This window comes from Nostoc sp. DedQUE05, from assembly GCF_034530955.1.
Classification (GTDB): domain Bacteria; phylum Cyanobacteriota; class Cyanobacteriia; order Cyanobacteriales; family Nostocaceae; genus Nostoc.
The window spans coordinates 38,118-59,026 of record NZ_JAVRCB010000004.1 but is presented as its reverse complement, the minus strand read 5'-3'; the positions used below and the strand labels follow the sequence as shown (position 1 = coordinate 59,026).

Genomic DNA, 20,909 nt, shown 5'->3' with positions numbered 1-20,909 from the left:
ATTGAGTCGAACAACTGTTCGGTTTTGCAACCTACCAAGCTATCCGACTCGATTTTATATTCGGAGGTTGTCGCCTTCCTCGCTGGTTCAGGTCTGGACTCCCTGGTGTATGCTCGATAAATTCCCATTTCTCAACTATGACTTTGGGGAGTACTCACGCCACAGCCACCGCCACCACGCGAAAACCAACATTGTTGTTACGATTCGCGCGCGCTGATGTTGCGATCGGCAGAACGGCAAACCCTGGCATAGGAGATCCAACTACCGCTACGCAGCAGCTAAAATCGACCTGCCCCATGCTTAAACTCTCAAACTAAGTGAGAAATTTGATTAAATGTAGTGTATGATGGTTTTGATATCAAGACACCAGTTTTTGAAAAAAATTTTTTGATCCGCCTGTGGCGGAGACTGAATAAGAAGTGCAGAGGGCAAAAGGGGAAGAGTATAAAGTGCAAATAATCCTCACGCCACAGCCACCAACACCACCCGAAAACCAACATCGTTGTTAAGATCCGCGCGCGCGTGCCCACAGCGATCGGCAGAACGGCAACCCCCAGCGCGATTGAGCCAACTACCGCCACGCAGCGGCATAATGTTATTATCTTTACCAGTCAGCCATGCAGTACCATCTTTTGGCGCATCCTGGTAATTGTCGTTATATACATCTTGACACCACTCAAGTATATTACCATGCATATCGTATAAACCGAAAGAGTTTGGTGGAAATATTCCTACATTTGTTGTTTCATTACGAAATTTACCTTTTGGAGCAGAACCGTAGGGATAGTCACCGTTGTAGTTAACTAAATCTGTGGTAATCGTTTCACCAAAATAAAATGGGGTCTTGGTTCCAGCACGACAAGCATATTCCCATTCGGCTTCACTGGGTAGTCGATAAGTTTTTCCTGTTTTCTGGCTCAATTTTTTACAAAATTTTACTGCATCATCCCAACTCACGGTTTCTACAGGTCGTTTCTCACCTTTGAAGTTGGAAGGATTACTACCGATAATTGCTTGATACTGTGCCTGGGTAATTTCATATTTACCCATGAAGAACCCAGGTACTTTTACCTGATGCTGTGGACTTTCATCTTCATCTCTCTGTGCTTCTCCTCCAGGTGAACCCATCATAAAAGTTCCCCCTGGTATCCACAGCATATCCAAAGTGGTATTATTCCCTAAGTCTTCAATAAAGTCTTTTGGTTTCTGTTTTATTTCTGGTGTAGATGCTGGTGTATAAGGTGTTCCTGCTGAATAATCAGTTTCTCCTGAATCAGACCACAAAAGGCGCGGTAATACAATTGTCAAACCCAACCCAGCAACTGCAAACCCAGTAGTTTGAATTACACGTCGTCGTGACCAGTTAGGTAATATTAGTTTTTTTGATGTCGTTGTAGATGTTACAAATTGTCCCGCACCAGAAGTTTGAGTATTAGTAACAGGGGATGATGAGGTTGGCTTAGAAGATGGAATTTGAGAAGGTTTACTTATAGGTGTATTTGTGACTGACTTAGATGCTTGTGGAATTGTTTGCTGAGGTAAATCAGGAATTGCAGAACTATTTCGCAACCGTTCAATTCTTTGTAAACTTTTCACCGCCTCCATATCTTGCCCTGAAGCCGCAGCTAATACCCGAATCCATAATTGCTCTGCTAAATCTAAATTCCTGTTTACTTCTGCTTGATAAGCATCATTTTTCAACGTGGCGATATCATTTAGAGTTGCATATCTTGGCACAAGTATTAGGTGGGATTTATTCACAGGTTCAGCAATCACATAAGGCGTTTGCCTTGTATTCTTATGCTGGCTAACCAGTTCAGGCACACGAAACCTGAGATACTGATCCAATCGTTCGACAGTAGCGCATTTACCTTGAATTCCTAACCCTTCTAGTAATGCCTTGGTAAAAGCACCTTGTTGTAAAGCATTAATTTCATAAGAATATTCCTGGGGAATACAAGAAAAAATGCTGATAACTCCTTGTTGACGTGCTTCATCTGCGGTTTGTCGCCCAATTCCTTCACCTGTTTTTTTGCCTTCATTGCGACAAGCATCCAGAATCAAGACAACGTTATCAGCACCGCAGCGACGCAGACGTTCAGTGACAAAGTTAATCGCAATTGCTGTGTTTTCAATATCCTCTGGATCGCCATCACAGGGCATGAGATAATCACGGTCAGCGTATCTTATCCCATGACCACTGAAGAAAAACCAGAAATTATCCCCTGCTCCCATAAAGGGTTTCTCAAATAACTGTCGTAAGACTCGCAGTAAGTTAGTGCGAGTTGGACGAGTCGATTTTCCAGCAAGTTCAGGGGAGTCATCAGAGAAGAAGAATATCCGCTCAAATCCGGCTTCATTGCCCAGAAACTCTTGCATTAACTGTGCATCCCGCTTGGCATAGTTTAGCGGTTGCAGATAATCATACTGGTTAATTCCGATCGCGATCGCCCAATTTTTTGCCATCTCATTATGGTTCTTGGCGCTTGAACTTCAGCTTAATTGCTCCTTTAGTCCCAGCTTTTGCACCATTGCCAATTAATTTAACTTCTCCATCTGCACTAATTTCTACCGACAATTCAATTTCATCTAGCTGCATCTTGGAGTTGACTTTTGCTTGCTGTTGGGCTTGACTAAACAAATTACCCACAACTTTGAGAAAGTGAGTCATATTTTGCTCTAATGTTTGAGCGCTAACCTTAACCGCATCTCCTACGCCTTTGCTACCAATACTTTCCCTGATAGTTTCGTCTCCCCAACCGCGTGTATTACCACTCCCGCCTTTAGCACCATCAGGAATTGCTATTTGCGGCGTTTCATCGGTAACAATCCAAATGCCGTCGTCTTGAGGTGTTTCTGACATATTACTTTAAATATTTAGATGAAATTTTCCCATAAATACAGATACAACGGTAGAGATAGCGATTCCGATTATTAAGAAATTTCAGTTACCCTGAAATTTCACTGAATATCTTGGATATTGTACCAAATACCATAGAGATGCCGAAATGTTTTACAGTCAGCTTCTTTTTGCCTCATTGAGATACTTCAAAACCAGCTTTACCCATTAGCAGTTAATAATTTAAAAGAATGCATCAATCAGAAAGAAGAAGACGGTTCTCAATTTATACGTAGAATATATTGCTACGAAGTTATTTGGAAGTGCGCCCAAAGTATGCTCTACCTAGCTTTTTATCAAGCTTGGCATCAACAAGAGAAAGTCAAAGATGGAGAGTAGGAAAAAAAATACTTCCTCCAGCCAAAACATAAGCGAAATGTAGAAGCAGCAATCCCTTGCAAAGACGCGATTCATCCCATCTCGTAAGCGTCTCGTAAATCTATCACGTCCGATCTTTCCGCAATCCAGGGAATGCGTCGCCCCTAGTAAAACAGATATCGTAAACAGAATGAAAATGCGTAGGCGTAGCCCGCCGCAGGCATCGCCTTTACGGTTTATATACCTCACTGCGATGAGCGATCGCCACAACAAGTACTTGCACAACTTCATCGTCTATAGAATAAATAACTCTGTAATCCCCGATTCGGTAGCGATAGTAACCTGCATAATCTCCCTTCAGGGCTTTAATGTTGGGGTGCGATCGAGGAGTTTGTTCTAGCTGCTGCAAACATCGGGCAATTTTCTTAGCAAGGGCTTTGTCAGCATTGACATAAACTTCCTGGACATCGGGATGAAGAATAACTTCATACATCAGAGCGAAGAGTTCTCCAGGGGGCGTATTGGGCTTTAGGCGTTACTTGATTTTGCTTAACTCGCTCTAACAATCCAGGAATTGCCAAAAGTTCTTGGGTTGCAGCTTCACTTTCAGCATTTGCCAAATAAGCAGCAAAATCAGTCAGCACCCGTAATCGTTCTGGAGATAGTTGCTGGAGTAAGTCATTAAGCTGTTGCTGTAACTCTGCAACAGAAATTAAATCTGCTGATGATCCATCATCCATCGGAGAATTATCGGTAGTATTCATTGCCTACTTCATAATTTTAAGGTTTAGTTTTTATTATGCCGCGATCGCTGGAGATGATAGAAGCAACTAGCTTTTATACTTCACTTTTAACCCAGTCCCCTGTTATAACTGAAAACTATTTATTGTTCCATTCCCTATTGACGCGTATAACGATGTTTCACCCCAATCGGGAAATATTCAAAATCACCCATTGGCGCTAATGTAACTTGTGGTGTTTGATATTCTACCGGAACATAATTAGCAAACTCGCTATTTAGACGTAACAATTGTGAAAGAATCGAAGAAGCGATCGCTTCTCTTCGATCTTCACTACCCTCTACCCCTACTGCTAATTCCACAACTACAGACAAAAATCGGTTTTTATCAGCATCTTCTTTCACCTGCAACACGAATTTACCCGTCACCCATTCTTGAATTCCTGGTTGTTCTAATCCCACCGTCACATTTTCGGGATAGATATTTGCACCAAAGTAGGAAACTGTAAAGTTAGAACGGCCGAAGACATAAACAAAAGGTAGCTGATGAATACCTCTAGGTGAGTGCTGAGTGCTGAGTTCTGAGTTTGGAGTGTTGAATTCTGAATTGTGACTCTCATTCTGTAACGCTGCAACAGCATCAAATCCCCATTCTGCTAAAAATTGCAGCATGGCATCATAACTAATTATCCCGCCAGTATCCAAAATGTCATAACGCACTAAGGGAATACCGTTATCTCCCGAAAACAGCAATCCGCCATCTTGAGCTTCAAAAAAGCGAGTAAAAGGATCGTATTGTACTAGTGTGGGTAAACGCGATTCTCCAAATAAAGCTCTGGCTGCATCGGGATTTTCTGCCAAAAAACGGCGAATACAGATACTTAACGGTGTTTCATTACCCAAAACTCCCGCATCCGCAGTGCCGTAAAGTGATGCAAAATCATAACAAGGATTTCGCGAACCAACTCTTTCGCCAACTAAACTTCGCCATTCTTCACTAAATACTTCTCCCGCCATCACTAATTTAACCTGATATTGCTGCCACTCCACACCACGAGCGATACCAGTATCAATCACATCTTTTAAAAATGGCGGGTATCCCAATAACACCACTTGCTCAAAACCTGAACCAAGTTCTTGGACAACTCGCAAGATTTCTTCTTTATTATTACCAGGAGTAATTACAGTGATGGGATAACCTTTGCTAGCAAGATAACGACAGCAATTAGTGGTAAACATTCCACCTACCCAAGTGCCTAAAGTGAAACAAATCACTGCTAGGGTACGTCTGCTATCTGTATAGAAACTATCGTGAAAAATCTGTTCAAAGCGTGTGGCGATTTGGAGTTCATCTGTGAAAAAACGAGGCCAAAATGTCGGTTTACCACTAGAACCTGATGAAGCAGCTATCATGTCGCACTCTTGGAGTTGTCCGTTGCGGCACAAGTCAGCTAGAGGATAACGCAGTATATAATTTTGTTTAGCGATCGCTGGTAGTTTTTGAAACTCCTCTAAGGTTTGAATAGTCGCGGGATTAATTTCCCTTTCTGCTAAAAACGCCTTGTAGGCTGGTACATTCGCCGCCACATCGTGAAATAAGCTCAAAGCTGCCGAAGTTTGAGTGTTGAGATGCCTTTGCAGTAGAGTTTCTAGGGAGGTAGACAAAAAATCTTCAAATGCTTTAATTACTTGCTGATGTCTTGATTTGCCGTTCATGACACTTGCTTATTTATCCTGAAGTAGAACCAACACCGTTTAAAATAATTCGTAATTCGTAATACTCGTCTTCATGCGAGAAGCAAGCTACGTAATTCGTAGAATATCCGAAAATGAGGGTATGTGCGTTGTAGTCATTAAATAAAACCTTAATTTATCCTTCAGCACCATGCAGCTCTATTGCAGTAAACAACACACAAATAATGGTAGTAACCGCTTTTGCACCCATTGTGGTGAACCATTACCTCTTGCTGTGGGACAGGTTGTGGATAATCGTTATCAAATTATCCGTCATCTAGGACAGGGCGGCTTTGGACGCACCTATTTGGCGGAAGATATCAATAAATCTCATCAAACCTGTGTGCTGAAGGAATTTGCACCCCAAGTACAAGAAAATCAAGATTTACAAAAAGCTAAAGAGTTATTTGAGAGAGAAGCGAATGTCTTAAAAAAACTCCAGCATCCACAGATTCCGCGTTTTCACGCCTCGCTACAAGTGAAAATAGGCACTAAAGATTTTTTCTTTTTAGTGCAAGATTATGTGGATGGTGATAACTACTACCAGTTATTAGAACAGCGTGAAAGTCAAGGAAAAACCTTTAGTGAAGAGGAAGTAATCATCCTCCTGCAACAAATTTTACCTGTATTATCATACATCCACTCACGAGATGTAATTCACCGTGATATCTCTCCCGATAATCTCATCTGGCGGCGTTCTGATAATCTACCAGTGCTAATTGATTTTGGTGGCGTCAAGCAATTGCCAGCTTCTCAAGGTTTTTGGCGCACCAAGTTGGCTGAAAATAATACTCTGCTGGGTAAAAAAGGTTACGCTCCAGAAGAACAGCTACGGCAGGGAAAGGCATTTTTTAGTAGCGATCTATACTCTTTAGCGGTAACATCACTGGTGTTACTCACAGGTAAAGAACCGCAGAAACTATACGACAGCTATCAGGGAATTTGGGGATGGGGAAAGGAAATCCAAGTTAGTCCCAAATTAGAGGCGGTGTTAAAAAAGATGTTGGCTTATCGACCGAGCGATCGCTACCAACGAGCCGAGCAAATCCTCAGAGATTTACCATCGCCAACTGCAACTAAATCTTCAGGTAATTATATTACCACCAAGATCAAGACGATGGTAGTTGCTCCGGGAAGACAACGCGCCAGTGCTGTTATGAGCAGATTTCAGAGGCAAACACAAGCAATTGTTAAACCAGCATCTTTCCCTGTTTGGATTCGCCCTTTTGTGATGAGTTTAGGGGGAACGGCTTTAGTTGTTTTAACTGGCGCAGGTGCTTGGGCGGTAGTAAATGCAGTGATTAAGAGTGTAACTTCAATTACTATCCCATCAATTTCATTACCGCAAATCCCCCAGTTTCCCAATCCCAGCGGGAAACCAGCAGGCGACAAAGGAAAAAATAGTGACCTCCAGAAAATTATCAGTCGTCGTCAAGAGCTAGAAATTACTGAAGGATTTTTTATTCGCACAGTAGATGATTTATTTTATACAAAAAAACCAGAATTAAAAGGACGTAGCCTGACATCTAAACCTGAAGATGCTGGTTTACGAGATGAATGGTCTGATATTGCCGATAATTTATTAGATAAACTAGAACAGGCTGACCTCAGTACAGCAGCTCGTCGGAAATTAGGTAACTATAGTCAAAAAGATTACGATACATTGAGACAACAAGCGCGATCGGGGCAGTTTGGCAACTATACAATCGATCAGTTGACTAAAGACACAAATGAAAAATTTGATCGCTTGTTTCCCGATCAGCAGCGTAAGAAACTCAATCAACAGACTTTTGGTCAAATTTGGTATGCGATCGCAGCCGATCGAGTCAGTAAAGTACAATCTGGCAAATAAAGCGACTGGGGATTGGGAACTGGGGACTGGGAACTGGGGAAGAGTAACAAATGACAAATGACAAATGACAAATGACAAATAACAAATGACAAAAATATATTGTTCTAAAGGACATGAAAATTCCCCAGGTAGTCGCTTTTGTCTCCAGTGTGGCGAAAATTTGTTGGATACACCCATGAGTTATAGTATCCAACCAGGAATGACTTTAGGCGATCGCTATGCGATCGTGCGTCAAATTGGCCAAGGTGGCTTCGGACGCACTTATTTAGCTGAAGATATCAACCGTTTCCGCGAACTTTGTGTTTTAAAAGAATTTTCCCCCCAAGTTCAAACCGCTTACGTTGTCCAAAAAGCTGAAGAATTGTTTGAGAGAGAAGCAAGTGTTCTTTATAAACTGCAACATCCTCAAATTCCCCGCTTCCGAGAACTGCTGCGGCTGAATTTAGGGGGCAAAGAATATCTATTTTTGGTGCAAGATTATGTAGAAGGGGAAACTTACAATTCTTTGTTAAATGCCCGGATACAACAGGGTTTGCGCTTTACAGAGGCGGAAATACGCCAATTGTTCTTTTCAATTTTGCCAGTGTTGGAATACATTCACTCACTAGGAGTAATTCATCGAGATATTTCCCCAGATAATTTAATGCTTCGGACTGTTGACAAACTGCCAGTTTTAATTGATTTTGGCGGTGTCAAACAAGTAGTAGCAACCGTAGCTTCTGAATATTACCAACCCGGTATGGTTGCACCTCCGCCAGCACCAACCTTATTAGGTAAAATCGGATTTGCGCCCCCAGAACAAATGCAAACTGGGTTAGTATCCCCCCACAGCGACTTGTATGCTTTGGCCGCAACAATGTTGGTTTTACTGACAGGGAAACAACCCCAAGAATTAATTGATACCTATACTCTCAGTTGGCAATGGCGACGGGAAGTTAATCTGAGTCAAGATTTGGCACAGGTATTAGATAAAATGCTATCTGCTAGACCCAGCGATCGCTATCAATCAGCCCGTCAAGTACTCCAAGCCCTCAACTCACCTCCAGCAAACTATCCGCCAACTCAATATCCCACTCCACCACAACCCACATCCGCCACCGTCGCCGTCTCTCCACCTCCCCCACCTTCCCCAACCCCTCCATATCCCTCATATCCCTCATCTTCCCCCTCTTCCTCGTGGTGGACGCCAACAAAAACCTTCCTGGTGGCGGCGCTAGTCGCTGGTAGTGTGGGATTAATTTGGTGGGGATTGAATGGCAGACGAGATGTGGGGCAAGTCGATCCTAATCCTACAGCCAGCCCCATTCCAACCAGCGAACAACCAACCGATCCTCTAGCGCAATATTCGCCAGCAGAACGAGAACGCAAAGAAAGATTAAGCGATCGCCGTCAACAGTTGGGTATTGACTCTAACTTCTACGTGAACTTGGTGAATCAAGTTTTTTGGGACAGAAATCCCAGTTTACGGGGACGTACTCTCAGCAATGGCCCTGAAGATGAGAGTTTGCGCGCAGAATGGGATAAAACAGCTTCAGAATTACTGGAAAAGCTTGCACCACTGAGTAATAATGCCCGCCAAAAACTGGGAACTTACACAACTGCTGAACGCGATCGCTGGAAAGCAGAAGTCAACAAAATCAATGTTGGTAGCCGTTCTTTGTATGATTTGGGAGATACTGCATTCTTAAGTGTATTTCCTGAGCAACGGGGTAAAAGTTTCCAAGGTCAGCCCATTGGACAAGTTTGGTACGGATTTGTTAGCGATCGACTCAGTGCAATCCTTGACAGTAGCGCTTTTCAGAAACTTGTCTTCGATCCTGGGGCTACTGGCAAAACAGTCAATGGTACTCTCCAATCTGGTGGTGGTAAAGTATTCATTGCTGGACTTGCCAAAAACCAATCTCTAGACTTGAACCTAGAAGCAAATTCCCAAGTCTTGTTATCAGTCTATTCACCCTCTGGCAAAATTCGATTTTTAGAAGATTCTACCAAGCGTAGTTTGTCAACTAAATTACCAGAAAATGGATTTTATGAGTTTGTTGTAGTTTCCACAGCAACGAAACCAGTAGATTATCAACTCACTATTACAGCCGAAAATCCCACAGTTCCCCCATCACCAACACCCACGCCCACGCCTACGGAAACATTCACACCGATACCAACTCCCACGCCAACGCCGACACCTACGCAAACACCTACGCCTACAGAAACCTCCACACCTGAACCGGAACCTACACCAATACCAACTCCTGAGACAACGCCATAGTACCGCAAGGCGGAAGTCAAAAGTCAAAAGTTTGTATATCAAGGCTTTTGCTTGTTTAAAATGGTGGCTTGATTTCCGCCGCGCTGTACTAGTATTGGTGTTTAGACTAAGAAAGGACAAAATGACCCAGTAGTGCTGAGTTAAGGATCTCAAAATGTATATAGTTAAAAGTCGAAGATTTAAATTAACTTTGAGGCTTATTTCCTTTGTTTAATAGTGCCTTTTTTAATAATACTTATAGCTAAGACCGCAAAAAAAGTGATGAAATGGATAATTTTTTATATAACAAAACCATTAGTAATCTCAGCAATCATAGGATCAATCATAGGATCGCTCTGGGCAATATTTTATCTACTGTATAGCCAAAATATTCAAATAACTCTCAAATTATTTTTCTACTCATTTTTGGGAGGATTGCTTGGTGGAATAATTGGTGGTTTTATTGGTCATCTAGTTGGTTCGAGGGTATCTGAAGAATTTTCAGGTGATTTCTTTATTACCTCTGAAGGCGCAAGTTGGATTATTTGGCTTTCAATTTTCTGGATTATAGGCATTATTGTGGGAGCAGTTTTAGGAGGATTGATTTTTATCAGATTTTATTCATAATCCGTTCTGGATAAGTACGTGTTTATAGATTTTATTCGTGCGCGTATTTTTTAGTTTTTTGTCGAATTTCCGTCTTTTATGTTATGTGTTTAACTAGAAATTTTTCCGGCTTATACTACTATACATATATTATAAATGAAAACTCAAAGTATTATTGTAATCGTAACGATTCCAACAGTTATTTTAGGAATGCTTGGAGCAATTTGGGCAATATTTTATTTCAGATATACCCAAAATATTCAAGCAAGTTTTGAATTGTTTTTCTACTTCTTTTGTGCCGGTTTGATTGCTGGAATAGTTAGTCTAATTATTGGTATTTTATTTAAGTCGATACTTTATTAAAGTATCAGGTTTGGGATGGACATTATTAGAAGGTTCTTTGAGAGAGAGTACACTAGTAGTACTTTTGTATACCTAAATAGTAATAGTTAATGTTTCACTCTCTAGTGGTCAAACTTTAGCTATTCTCATTGCTGCACCTTTATTATAGGATGTTTGAAAAGTCGTATTGTCGGTATAAAAAGTTATAGATACCCCTAAATCCCCCGATATATTGGAGGACTTTGATTCCCGTTCCCACTTTTTTAAGGGGAGCTAGGTAAAATACTTTTCAAACAACCTCTAAAGTCTAGCTAGTAGTCTCTCAAGTTTAAATTGATAGGTAAGTAAGTTCGTAGTAAAGACTTTAGTCCTTAGTTTTCTAAGCACTAAAATGCTTACTACAAACTTTTCATTACTAGCTTAGACATTAAACCTCTTGCAAAAATCCTTGAATACCCCTCCCCAACCCTCCCCGATGTGTTGAGGAGGGGGCAATATTTCAAGTTTCCCCCCTTTATAAGGGGGGATTAAGGGGGGTCTATTCGACTTTTGCAAGAGGTCTATTGTAGTAGTACAACACGGCGGAAATAAACATACCATTTCAAATCAACAAAACGCTTATGCTGCATTAATTTTGAATTTTGAATTTTGAATTTTGAATTCCGCCTTGCGGTAGTAGTCTCTTTCAACCTGTCTCTACTACACCTAAACGCGACGCAATTCGCTGGTGCTTGGTTGGATCGTAAGGTCTACCTCTGTGCATCACTTGTGAATTATCCCAAAAAATAATATCTCCTGGCTGCCAAACATGAGAGTAGACTGGCGTACAGTCTAGAACAGTCCTAAACAAATCCTCCCAGAAACGTTTTGCTTCTTCTGGTCGATCTTCCATACCAACTGCGATCGCAGTGTCCGAACCTAAATATAATCCCTTTTTACCAGTGACTTTGTGAGTGGATACAATGGGATGCAGTTTCTTTGGTATATCAGTATCTGCATTGGGTTTTTTAGAAAATATTGGTGGCGAGTGATACATCGACATCTGCTCTAATTGCTGCTGATGTTGAGGATCTAGGTTATTGTAAGCTTCTACCATATCGAGGAACTCAGTAGTGTGAGGTTGCCCATCTACACCTTCCGGCACTTGTATCCCATAAAGCATCACAACATATAGTGCGTTCATGTCCAGTCCCTCTGCACGGGGGAGACCATCTTTATCATGATGCCATTGCCACGCATATTTCCCAGATGGATCGGCAACCGGCCCTTTAGGATTGCCCAATATATAGACATCTTGGCTTTGTAAATCTGGACTAATCTCAGGATCTAATGTTTTCGGAGGGCCGCCAAACATAAAATCGCCAAAGGTCTGCTTGGCAAATTCTTTTAATTGTTGTGCAGTCATCTGTTGCTTTCTGACGACTACAACGCCATGTTTCCACAGTGATTCTTTTAATTCACGCGACTCTAGATTTGTGAGGCAGTTAAGATTACAACCGCGCAGGACTAAACTCCAGATCAAATCTTTCTCTCTAATTGCGGGTGCTACAATCTCGGCAAACTAAATCCTTATTTTTAGCGTTGCTGATTACGACGCTATCGAATAAACCGTTGATTAGTCGTATTGACACTTTTTCCATAACCTAGTTACGATTTAGTAACTGTCATAGCCGAGCGATTTATTATTAAATTGTTTAGCTGTAGATAATCAAGAATGTTTTGAAGCAGCAAATATTTGAGCAACAGGAATAATTTAGATTATGCAATGGAAACCAGACAATCAAACGCTATTAGCAATTGCCATAGTATTCATTGCAACGTGTTTTTTTGGAGGAGTAGTTGCTGGAATAGCTACTCTAATTATCACTAGGAAAAATAATTTTTTTGTTGAAATATTTAGACTATTAATTGGGGCTATAGGAGGATATGAAAGTGTATTAATCTGGAGTATTTTCTCTCTGAAAAACAAAAACTCAAATGAAATACTTAAAGCAATTATTTATTATCATCAAACCCCCCCTGGTTTCTTCCTTTTGAGTATATCGATTATATCCGGTGCAATAGGTGCAAGTATAGCTATATTTATGATGAGAAAAGTATTTCGCTGGCGTTCATAAATTTTGACTATAGGCTCCGACAAAATTGTGATTACCTAACTGCTGAAGAGTCTTGGTTATAGTGGTTCTAACCCCATCGCTGATAGCTATGTTAAGTTTGGCTCCTCTGGAAGGTGTTGGGTTTCGTTCCTCAACCCAACCTACGCATAGATTTATAAAAACTTATTACAACAAAGGTTTCTAATTTTTATCTCGTGAGAGTCATAAAACAGCGCTAATCAAAGTCTGTCGGTAAATTTGGTTGGCGATAATGTTGAAAAAGTCGATTTATTTGTGCTGGTGTCACACGTCCGAGAGAAAGTTCTGGTAACGCACCTTCAGGGAAAAAACCTACTTCTTCAGTTTCAATACTTGATGATGGCGAACCACCAATAAGTTCGCAGTGAAAAAACAATTTGTAGACATAAAACGGTAATGGTGGATGTCCCTGTTTGTTTCTGTCATAGACTGCTAGGAGTTTGATAGCGCGTGCTTGATATCCCGATTCTTCATATATTTCTTTCACAACTGCTTCACTGGGCGACTCACCAATATCAGCCCATCCACCAGGTAAAGTCCAGCAGCCGTCTACCCGTTCCTTGACTAACAATATAGTATCGTCCCGAAAAATTGCTCCTCGCACGTCAACTTTAGGAGTTGCATATCCGAGTTCACGGCTAAATAAATCAAGGACATAAGTGTGTTCTACATTTGAGTAACTCGCCATGATTTCGGTGGCGATCGCTCGTAATTGTTTGTAACGTTCTATATCAAAAGGGTTTTCAGAATAGGTTAGACCATTTTGAGCGATCGCTTGTAATTTTTGCGCCCATTCCAGCCATTTAGGTTGCATATATTTTTCTCATGTTGAGGATTGGGCATTGGGCATGGGGCATGGGGCATGGGGCATTGGGCATGGGGTATTGGGAAGTGACAAGGAAGAAACTTGTTCAATATTTCTCCCTTATCCCCCTAGTCCCCAGTCCCCAGTCCCCAGTCCCTACTTAAGCATCATCTAAAGCTGCAATTCCAGGCAACACTTTGCCTTCAAGTAACTCCAAGCTAGCGCCGCCGCCGGTGGAGATGTGGCTCATTTGGTCGGCTAAACCAACCTTTTCCACAGCCGCTACCGAGTCACCACCGCCAATGATGGTAGTTGTGCCAGTTTTACCGATTTCGGCGAGGGTATGAGCGATCGCTTCCGTACCTGCGGCAAACTTATCAAACTCAAACACACCCATCGGCCCGTTCCAAATTACCGTTTTGGTATCTGCAAGGGCATCTTGGAAAACTTTTACTGAGTCTGGCCCAATATCCAAACCCATACCATCATCGGGGATGTTCTCAATGCTGACGGTTGTCGCATTAGCATCAGGAGCAAACTTATCTGCTGATACTATATCTGTAGGTAACAAGAAGGTAACACCCCGTTCTTTAGCCTTCGCTTCCAAAGATTTTGCTAGTTCTAGCTTGTCTTCTTCTACCAACGATTTGCCGACACTCAAACCACGGGCTTTGTAGAAGGTGAAAATCATCCCACCACCGATGATTAGCTTGTCGCACTTCTCCAGCAGTGTTTCAATCACACCAATTTTACTGGAAACTTTGGAACCGCCAATAATTGCCGCCAAAGGACGTTGGGGATTTTCAATGGCGTTTTGCAGATATTCCAATTCCTTCTCAACTAAATATCCAGCTACGGAAGGACTGAGGAATTTTGTCACACCTTCAGTAGAAGCATGGGCGCGGTGTGCAGTACCAAAAGCATCATTTACATAAAAATCAGCATTAGCTGCCAATTTTTTGGCAAATTCTGGCTCGTTTTTCTCTTCTTCTGGGTAAAAACGGACATTTTCGAGTAACAGCACTTGGCCATTTTGCAGGGCGCCAACTTTAGCTGCAACTTCATCGCCAATGGAATCATCAGTTTTAATAACTTCTTGCCCCAGTAACTCCGACAGACGCTTGGCAACGGGAGTTAGGCGTAATTTGTCATCTACACCCTTGGGACGGCCAAAATGGCTGGCGAGAATGACCTTAGCTCCCTTCTGCGTCAAATCTTGGATGGTTGGTAGAGCGGCGCGAATGCGAGTATCGTCGGTAATGTTGCCTTGATCGTCTACAGGCACATTAAAGTCAACCCGCACTAAGGCACGTTTCCCAGAGATATCAGCCGAAGATAAACTTGCTAAACTTTTTTTGGACACACCAAACTCTCCTGATTGCCTTTTTGTTATTGTTTTGAAAGTAGAACCATCAAGATTTTACCGGAGTCAGGGGTACCCAAGTGACAGATATATTTAAGACGGTATTATTTCCTATCGATCAAAGCCGGGAAACGCGGGAAGCTGCTGATGTTGTTACCAACGTAGTCAAAAAATACAGCAGTCGCTTGGTACTGCTGTCTGTGGTAGAAGAAGCGCCTCCAGACGCACCTAGCGCCGATGATCCAATGGTGTCGCCAGAGGTAGTTGCGAAACTACTGGAAAATGCCCAATCTTTATTTTCTGGGCAAGGAATTCAATCTGAAACCTTGGAAAGGAAAGGCAAACCAGCTTTTACGATCTGCGATGTCGCTGATGAAATTGGGGCAGATTTAATTATCATGGGCTGTCGGGGGCTAGGTTTGACTGAAGAGGGAGCGGATGATAGCGTTACCACTCGCGTGATTAACCTTTCTCCTTGCCCAGTGTTGATTGTGCCTTAGCAGTGTGTTGCCGAATACTAGTTGTAGTGCGATCGCTAATAAAAAGTTCTGCGGTTGTTGTAAAAAGGGGGCTGAGGAAGGTTGTCCTAGATTTAGTAGTGCTAAATAAAGGCATCAAGTTTTAGCCTTAAGCAAGCATTATTGATTCCTACCTCCTGCCCCCTGCCTCCTTAAACCTTAGCATTTTGAATTTTTTGATTATCTAATTTTCTGATTCCTCCAAAAACAATTAACCAAACTACTACTACAATCCAGTGAATTAAAACGATCGCAAATAAAGATCCTGTGAGGGTATATGCAACAGTACAGATAATTCCCAAAAATGCCGCTAAAACAAGAAAAACACGATCAAAAAATGTAGGAATTCCAGCTTTAAAAAAAGTTTTAGCATTCAAGGGATGATACAAAATAAATAATAATAAACTCACTATTGCCCACAAAGACCATTGGAACCAACTGGTAATTTCGCTAGGATGAGGAAGCAAAAAAACCCGAAAAAAGAGTTCTTCCACAATTGCAGGTAAAAATAAGCAACGTAATATTAGCAAGCATTTATTAGTCCAATTTGCAGACCAAAGTTCTATCTGTAAAAATCCAAATTTCCAACCATAAGGTAGAGCAAGAATACTATAAATTATCAACAGTACAACAATAACTAACCAATCTTTGAACCTCGGAACTACTAAGGACGCTAAAACGCGATTTAAAAGAATTGAAAGTGGTAAAATATTAGTAAAAGGAATCTTAATTTGCCCCAAAAGTACTGTTGGGGCAATGGGTGTAATATTAGGTTCCCAACCACCGACTTGATTAGTTCGCAATACTTGCATAGTTGCGCCATGTTTTAAAAATATTGCAGCTAGGTCGTCGTGTGCAAGTCTTGGCATTATTGTTCGCCATGTTGTCAAACCAGCCCAAATACTACGATCTTGAAATGGTTTTGTCGTTTTTCCTCTACCCGTACCTGCGAGTATACCTGCTTGACTTTGCCAATCAGCGCGAACTATACCCAAGGGTGCTAATTGTTGTTCCAAAGATTGACCTAATTCAACTAGCTGCTGAAAGCGTAATGTTTGCGGGTGATTGGGGTTGGCGCGTATCCAAGTTTGAATTTGAGGAGTTGTAGCAACTTGGTTTTTAATTGCTAATATCGCAGCATAAAGTGCTTGGCTTGAGTCTTGAACGCATGAGGTAGCAGGTGATACCATTGCGCCACCAGTTCCATCACCAACTCGATAACGTGCCATTGTTATCTGTAATTGTTGCTGAAATTCTTTTAAAGGCGAAAGTTTAACACCATCAAAATCATAATCCTGCGTTACAGGGTCGAATTTGATGAGAATATCTGATACTGGACGTGTTGCTAGCCAACCACGTTGTAAATTACCCATATAATCAGCCCATGTATGCGTTCCGGCAATAATTCCATCGGGGTTATGGGCATAAATTTGGTGGTATTTAGTCTCAAAGCGTAATTCGTTAGTAAACTCGTCACGGACAACTTCTGCAATTCCAAAAGCAAAATGTCCGGTGATAGTATAAGGTACTCCCAATGGTTCAGCTTTACGTCCGCCAATTCCACCAAATAGGTGTAGGACAATAGCCTTATTACCTTCTTGCCATTTTGATATAGATTGATTATGTGAATTTTGTATTTCTACAGGCTTTAATAATACAGTATTGAATTTACCTTTATTTTTCTCAGTATTTTGCCAATTTACATCTTGGATGTAATTTAGCCCTAATTCCTTACCAGTAATAATTTGACGGGGTTGAATTTGCAACAGAGAACGAGGTGCAAGTGCGCGTACCGTAAATACGCCCTTTGCATCGGCAGCACCATAAATATACCACCCATCTTCACCCGCAGGCGATCGCTCGATTTGCTGCGAACTTGAAGGAGCAAAATTTCGCGAATCTATTACTTGTTGGGGAATGCGAATAGTTTCTTCAATCCCATTAAATTGATTTGCATTAGGATTATAATGTTGTACTAAAAAATAATCGTTAAACTGCTTTTGATTTGAAAATAAACTAGTTTTATATTGAGATTCAATCGGTTTAATTATTTTTACCAACCCATAAAATCTACCAGTTGCCAAAACAGGTTCGTGTTCAATTTGCAAAATAGATTTTTCTTGATTTGCATCAATGATTGTAGTTGAATCTAAAACAACAATTGTTTCATCATCAGGATTTGCACCAGCCAAAGAGCGTAAAATCCCTACCTGACGAACTCCATTTAGTCGAAAAGGATGAATATTTCCTTGTTTTTGGCTTTTAATCACTTCAGGAGTGAAATTTATATCTCGCGTTACAACTCGTTCTAAAGCCAGCAAATTTTTATTCTTTTTCCACTCCAAACGTACAATTTGACCAACCAAATTTTGTGCTGTAGGTGGTGCATATTGTACTTCCATCCATACCCAATCTAAACCATCTTGTAATTGCTGTTTTGTTGGTAAAATTAACCTTCCTACCCAATCGCCAATAGGTTTATAAAGGTTTGTAGATGGAATTTGGGCAATGGGATAAAAAGCAGATTGATTAAAGTTTTGTTGAATATGGATTGCGTAATTACTTTTTTGTACTAACTGAGGTTGGGTTGGGGAGAGTTGGCACAACGCAATTACTGCAATGAACACTAGCAGTAAAAATTTCGTAAATCGTAACCTTGCTTTTCGACTTAATCCCCGGAAAATCATATATTATCAGCAAGTTTTATTTGCTGATCATCTTACTATAAATACACAATTTTGACTTTTTGCTCTAATTAAGGGCTATTTCATTCTAAATGTAGGCGATATATAAGACATCTGGTGAAATTAAATATGCTTTATCTAGAATCTTTGTAGAGACGTAGTAATGCTACGTCTCTATATTCTTTCTCAGCAAATATCTAATGACAAACAGAAAATTCTGAGCGTGGAAAATCAGCGCTCAGAACTTTAGAGACAAAGCTTGCATATTTACACGCTTTGCCTAACAGCTTAAAAACGATAGTTGCGATCGCGCACCCACATACTAACTGGCACTGCCTTTCCTTGTGGATCTACTTTCGCCTTGACCACAATGGGTGGTACTTGTCCTCTGCGGGCGCGTTGGGCTTGCAAATCGTTGCGAATCTGCTGCCGTTGGTTTTCTGGGATGTAATATGTTTCTAAGCCGTAGTTAACGGAACCATCCTGATAAACACCTTTTAAGGCTGCCTGATTGGCTCTAAGAGTTGTGGGGCGATCGCTACTTACTCGTAACGGTCTCCAAGCCCTAGGAACACCGCGACCAGAAGATAATTGCTCTTGCAAAGTCACGTAAATATTGGTTCCTTCAGGCAATCTTCTGCCACTTCCACGACCTCTGCTGACTAATGTTTGCCAACCAGGTAGTCTGCTCAAATTTGAGGTACGGGATATGTTGTAGTCTAAGGCTAAGGTGTTACCTTCTAGCACATTGTTAGGATCTACAGGTACGGTTTGCAAAATCACCGTCTTACCTGTGACATCTGTATAAACCGCTTGGGCTGGTACTGCCATAATTAGCCCTGTTTGCAGCGCCAGGGGAGCTAGTAACCGCCAAAAAGGTAAGGGCTTATTCGATTTTTGTTCAGTAGCAATCAAGTAATCCCGAAAAGTCACTTTATTGGAAAATTCGGCTTCGGGAGACAAGGGTTTATTTTTAGATTCAGAAGAAGTATTACTCATGAGCGTAGTCCTAAAAAGCAGAGGTCTTGAGGAGGTTAAAAGTAACGAAATTAGGACTGACGCAGAGAAACTTTAAAAATTTTGAAGTACAGAGATTTCTCAATTTTGGATTTTGGATTTTGGATTTTAGATTTTTTATTCAATCCAAAATTTAAAATTCAAAATCTAAAATTTGCCCTACTTTTTACTTGTAGAGCTACCACCAGGTAGGCGGCGTTCAAACCAAAGTCCAGCGCTAATTAAAGCAGAACCGCACAGGATATAGACTAGCGACTTAAAAAGTAAGTCGGTGTCGTACTCCTGCACGCGACTGATAATTTGTAGTGTTACTAACAGCATACCGCCCCAAAAGGAACTTCTGTTGCTTAATTTCAATCCTTCTTGAATTAGTCCCCAGGCTAATGTTGCAAGAAGTACATTGAAAATAAAAATGCCAAGTTCATCAATCCGGCTGATAGTTTGATGCCAAAAAGGTACTATTGCAATAAAGACCAGAAATGTACTAATGACAGCAGTTGTGAAAATCACTTCGCGGCGCGGAGGATTATTTCTTTGGCGCAGTAGAAACAACCATTGTAATACCGCCAAGCCGCTGAGAATCCCCAAATCGATAATCGGCAGAGACTCAAATAAGTTTGTCAAATTCGTTGGCTGATTATAACTATAATTTGGAGATTCCCAGACCCAACGAAAAGACAGAACGTAAAAGACAACGCCGAAGCTTACTAACGCTAAATTACGGGCTAGATATTGAAACAACCTGTAATTTATGGTTGGAAACAGTAAATCATCATAACTCCAGAATAATGCAGGTGGGAGTGCAAAAGCAAAAGATGCCACCCAAGGGGCTATATCAGCATAATTTAGCAGTGGCAGTGGATTAAGGTTAGCTTGTAAGGAACTAGCAAAAACAAAGGCTGCTAGACCAAAAATCCAACGAGAGCGACAGAAGTATGCTAAAGGTACAAATACCAGCCATGCCAACAAAGGCAGATGCTGCACTACTAGCCGCGACCAAGTTAACTCTCCTGTTGCGTACCATAAGTCTTCTAGTCCAGTCCAGTAGCCGATTTCCACGAGGACAATTGATAGAATTCCTAAAGAATTTAAGGACAAACTGAAGGCCATGACTACAACACCGAATCCCCAAGCGAGAAACAGTTGGGAAGCTGAACCGACAATATTGAACATCTGGGCCATCAGCAGTAAATTTGCACCGAAGATGAAGGCACTTAAAATTAGCAACCCTTCTCCTAATAGGCGTTTGCTTCGTTCTGGCTTCTTTCCTTCAGGTGGTCTCCAGGTGTAAAATCCTGTGATGGCGATCGCAAAAAACAAACTCATCATCAAAATAATTTTGACTTCTCGCGATCCCCCCTGCCAGTTTCCTGATACAAAGGTAATTATGCCTAAGCATAAAAGGATGCTACCGATAGCGATCGCGATTGCTTTGTTGCGATCGCGTGCAGCAGCTTCCAGGTTTTTAAATTGATAACGTTCTGCTATCTGCTCATACTGCGAAGAACTAATTAATCCTTCATCCCTCCATAATTGTGCTTGTTTGCGTAATTTGTCCTGAAAACTATCTAAAAACATGACCTTCTCCGGTGCAGTGGGGTAGCTTGGCCATTGCGTTCCCAATGGCGGTCATTATATTTTGAGTATGAAGC

General features: G+C 41.3%; 18 protein-coding genes. 7 read left to right on the top strand and 11 right to left on the bottom strand.

All coding sequences use genetic code 11. The features are described from left to right. Positions 1-462 precede the first annotated feature (462 nt). Together RMZ42_RS04225 and RMZ42_RS04220 are read right to left on the bottom strand one after the other, a co-directional pair. Positions 463-2,466 carry an SUMF1/EgtB/PvdO family nonheme iron enzyme gene (locus RMZ42_RS04225; RefSeq protein WP_322670229.1) on the bottom strand — a complete coding sequence of 668 codons (2,004 nt, stop codon included), beginning with the start codon at positions 2,464-2,466 and terminating at the stop codon, positions 463-465. A 4-nt stretch (positions 2,467-2,470) separates the two neighbouring features. Then, positions 2,471-2,863: a hypothetical protein gene (locus RMZ42_RS04220; protein ID WP_322670228.1), complete on the bottom strand. Its 393-nt coding sequence runs from the start codon at positions 2,861-2,863 to the stop codon at positions 2,471-2,473. A gap of 174 nt (positions 2,864-3,037) precedes the next feature. On the opposite strand from RMZ42_RS04220, the gene RMZ42_RS34645 reads away from it, so the two are divergent. After that, on the top strand, positions 3,038-3,238 hold the full coding sequence (locus RMZ42_RS34645; RefSeq protein WP_416211788.1) for a hypothetical protein: 201 nt from the start codon (positions 3,038-3,040) through the stop codon (positions 3,236-3,238). 208 nt (positions 3,239-3,446) lie between these two features. Here the strand turns inward: RMZ42_RS34645 and RMZ42_RS04215 are convergent, their stop codons facing one another. The 3 genes from RMZ42_RS04215 to RMZ42_RS04205 all read right to left on the bottom strand — a co-directional run bounded on the left by RMZ42_RS04215 (position 3,447) and on the right by RMZ42_RS04205 (position 5,672). Beyond that, complete coding sequence (locus tag RMZ42_RS04215; protein ID WP_322670227.1) at positions 3,447-3,710, bottom strand: type II toxin-antitoxin system RelE/ParE family toxin; 264 nt, start codon at positions 3,708-3,710, stop codon at positions 3,447-3,449. Further along, on the bottom strand, positions 3,703-3,981 hold the full coding sequence (locus RMZ42_RS04210) for a hypothetical protein (protein ID WP_322670226.1): 279 nt from the start codon (positions 3,979-3,981) through the stop codon (positions 3,703-3,705). Before RMZ42_RS04210 ends, RMZ42_RS04215 begins: the two co-directional genes overlap by 8 nt. A 134-nt stretch (positions 3,982-4,115) precedes the next feature. Continuing rightward, positions 4,116-5,672: a phenylacetate--CoA ligase family protein gene (locus RMZ42_RS04205; protein WP_322670225.1), complete on the bottom strand. Its 1,557-nt coding sequence runs from the start codon at positions 5,670-5,672 to the stop codon at positions 4,116-4,118. 169 nt (positions 5,673-5,841) lie between these two features. On the opposite strand from RMZ42_RS04205, the gene RMZ42_RS04200 reads away from it, so the two are divergent. The 4 genes from RMZ42_RS04200 (at position 5,842) to RMZ42_RS04185 (ending at position 10,756) form a co-directional block, all read left to right on the top strand. Next, a complete protein-coding gene (locus RMZ42_RS04200) occupies positions 5,842-7,542 on the top strand; it encodes a serine/threonine-protein kinase (RefSeq protein WP_322670224.1) in 1,701 nt (566 codons plus the stop codon). 85 nt (positions 7,543-7,627) lie between these two features. Next, the gene (locus RMZ42_RS04195; protein ID WP_322670223.1) at positions 7,628-9,808 is read left to right on the top strand and encodes a serine/threonine-protein kinase; all 2,181 of its coding nucleotides are present in this window, start codon (positions 7,628-7,630) and stop codon (positions 9,806-9,808) included. Positions 9,809-10,069: 261 nt separating this feature from the next. Beyond that, positions 10,070-10,414: a hypothetical protein gene (locus tag RMZ42_RS04190; RefSeq protein WP_322670222.1), complete on the top strand. Its 345-nt coding sequence runs from the start codon at positions 10,070-10,072 to the stop codon at positions 10,412-10,414. A gap of 135 nt (positions 10,415-10,549) precedes the next feature. Next, positions 10,550-10,756, top strand: coding sequence for a hypothetical protein (locus RMZ42_RS04185; RefSeq protein WP_322669127.1), 207 nt, complete (start codon positions 10,550-10,552; stop codon positions 10,754-10,756). A 664-nt stretch (positions 10,757-11,420) separates the two neighbouring features. Here the strand turns inward: RMZ42_RS04185 and RMZ42_RS04180 are convergent. Then, positions 11,421-12,257, bottom strand: a complete 837-nt coding sequence (locus tag RMZ42_RS04180; protein ID WP_322670221.1) for a TauD/TfdA family dioxygenase — start codon at positions 12,255-12,257, stop codon at positions 11,421-11,423. A 238-nt stretch (positions 12,258-12,495) separates the two neighbouring features. On the opposite strand from RMZ42_RS04180, the gene RMZ42_RS04175 reads away from it, so the two are divergent. Next, positions 12,496-12,852: a hypothetical protein gene (locus RMZ42_RS04175; RefSeq protein ID WP_322670220.1), complete on the top strand. Its 357-nt coding sequence runs from the start codon at positions 12,496-12,498 to the stop codon at positions 12,850-12,852. A 214-nt stretch (positions 12,853-13,066) separates the two neighbouring features. Here the strand turns inward: RMZ42_RS04175 and RMZ42_RS04170 are convergent, their stop codons facing one another. Next, positions 13,067-13,684, bottom strand: coding sequence for an NUDIX hydrolase (locus RMZ42_RS04170; RefSeq protein ID WP_322670219.1), 618 nt, complete (start codon positions 13,682-13,684; stop codon positions 13,067-13,069). A 151-nt stretch (positions 13,685-13,835) separates the two neighbouring features. Then, the gene (locus RMZ42_RS04165; RefSeq protein WP_322670218.1) at positions 13,836-15,038 is read right to left on the bottom strand and encodes a phosphoglycerate kinase; all 1,203 of its coding nucleotides are present in this window, start codon (positions 15,036-15,038) and stop codon (positions 13,836-13,838) included. 89 nt (positions 15,039-15,127) lie between these two features. On the opposite strand from RMZ42_RS04165, the gene RMZ42_RS04160 reads away from it, so the two are divergent. Then, complete coding sequence (locus RMZ42_RS04160) at positions 15,128-15,538, top strand: universal stress protein (protein ID WP_322670366.1); 411 nt, start codon at positions 15,128-15,130, stop codon at positions 15,536-15,538. A 170-nt stretch (positions 15,539-15,708) separates the two neighbouring features. Here RMZ42_RS04160 and RMZ42_RS04155 read toward each other — a convergent pair whose 3' ends face one another. The 3 genes from RMZ42_RS04155 to RMZ42_RS04145 form a co-directional block, all read right to left on the bottom strand. Then, complete coding sequence (locus RMZ42_RS04155) at positions 15,709-18,243, bottom strand: type II CAAX prenyl endopeptidase Rce1 family protein (protein WP_322670217.1); 2,535 nt, start codon at positions 18,241-18,243, stop codon at positions 15,709-15,711. 285 nt (positions 18,244-18,528) lie between these two features. Next, positions 18,529-19,239 carry a GDYXXLXY domain-containing protein gene (locus tag RMZ42_RS04150; RefSeq protein ID WP_322670216.1) on the bottom strand — a complete coding sequence of 237 codons (711 nt, stop codon included), beginning with the start codon at positions 19,237-19,239 and terminating at the stop codon, positions 18,529-18,531. Positions 19,240-19,416: 177 nt separating this feature from the next. Beyond that, complete coding sequence (locus RMZ42_RS04145; RefSeq protein ID WP_322670215.1) at positions 19,417-20,835, bottom strand: DUF2157 domain-containing protein; 1,419 nt, start codon at positions 20,833-20,835, stop codon at positions 19,417-19,419. Positions 20,836-20,909 lie beyond the last annotated feature (74 nt).

Coding starts and splice junctions, on each gene's coding strand:
- RMZ42_RS04225 (WP_322670229.1), bottom strand. CDS start 2,466: ATGGCAAAAAATTGGGCGATCGCGATCGGAATTAACCAGTATGATTAT.
- RMZ42_RS04220 (WP_322670228.1), bottom strand. CDS start 2,863: ATGTCAGAAACACCTCAAGACGACGGCATTTGGATTGTTACCGATGAA.
- RMZ42_RS04215 (WP_322670227.1), bottom strand. CDS start 3,710: ATGTATGAAGTTATTCTTCATCCCGATGTCCAGGAAGTTTATGTCAAT.
- RMZ42_RS04210 (WP_322670226.1), bottom strand. CDS start 3,981: ATGAATACTACCGATAATTCTCCGATGGATGATGGATCATCAGCAGAT.
- RMZ42_RS04205 (WP_322670225.1), bottom strand. CDS start 5,672: ATGAACGGCAAATCAAGACATCAGCAAGTAATTAAAGCATTTGAAGAT.
- RMZ42_RS04200 (WP_322670224.1), top strand. CDS start 5,842: ATGCAGCTCTATTGCAGTAAACAACACACAAATAATGGTAGTAACCGC.
- RMZ42_RS04195 (WP_322670223.1), top strand. CDS start 7,628: ATGACAAAAATATATTGTTCTAAAGGACATGAAAATTCCCCAGGTAGT.
- RMZ42_RS04190 (WP_322670222.1), top strand. CDS start 10,070: ATGAAATGGATAATTTTTTATATAACAAAACCATTAGTAATCTCAGCA.
- RMZ42_RS04185 (WP_322669127.1), top strand. CDS start 10,550: ATGAAAACTCAAAGTATTATTGTAATCGTAACGATTCCAACAGTTATT.
- RMZ42_RS04175 (WP_322670220.1), top strand. CDS start 12,496: ATGCAATGGAAACCAGACAATCAAACGCTATTAGCAATTGCCATAGTA.
- RMZ42_RS04170 (WP_322670219.1), bottom strand. CDS start 13,684: ATGCAACCTAAATGGCTGGAATGGGCGCAAAAATTACAAGCGATCGCT.
- RMZ42_RS04155 (WP_322670217.1), bottom strand. CDS start 18,243: ATGATTTTCCGGGGATTAAGTCGAAAAGCAAGGTTACGATTTACGAAA.
- RMZ42_RS04150 (WP_322670216.1), bottom strand. CDS start 19,239: ATGAGTAATACTTCTTCTGAATCTAAAAATAAACCCTTGTCTCCCGAA.
- RMZ42_RS04145 (WP_322670215.1), bottom strand. CDS start 20,835: ATGTTTTTAGATAGTTTTCAGGACAAATTACGCAAACAAGCACAATTA.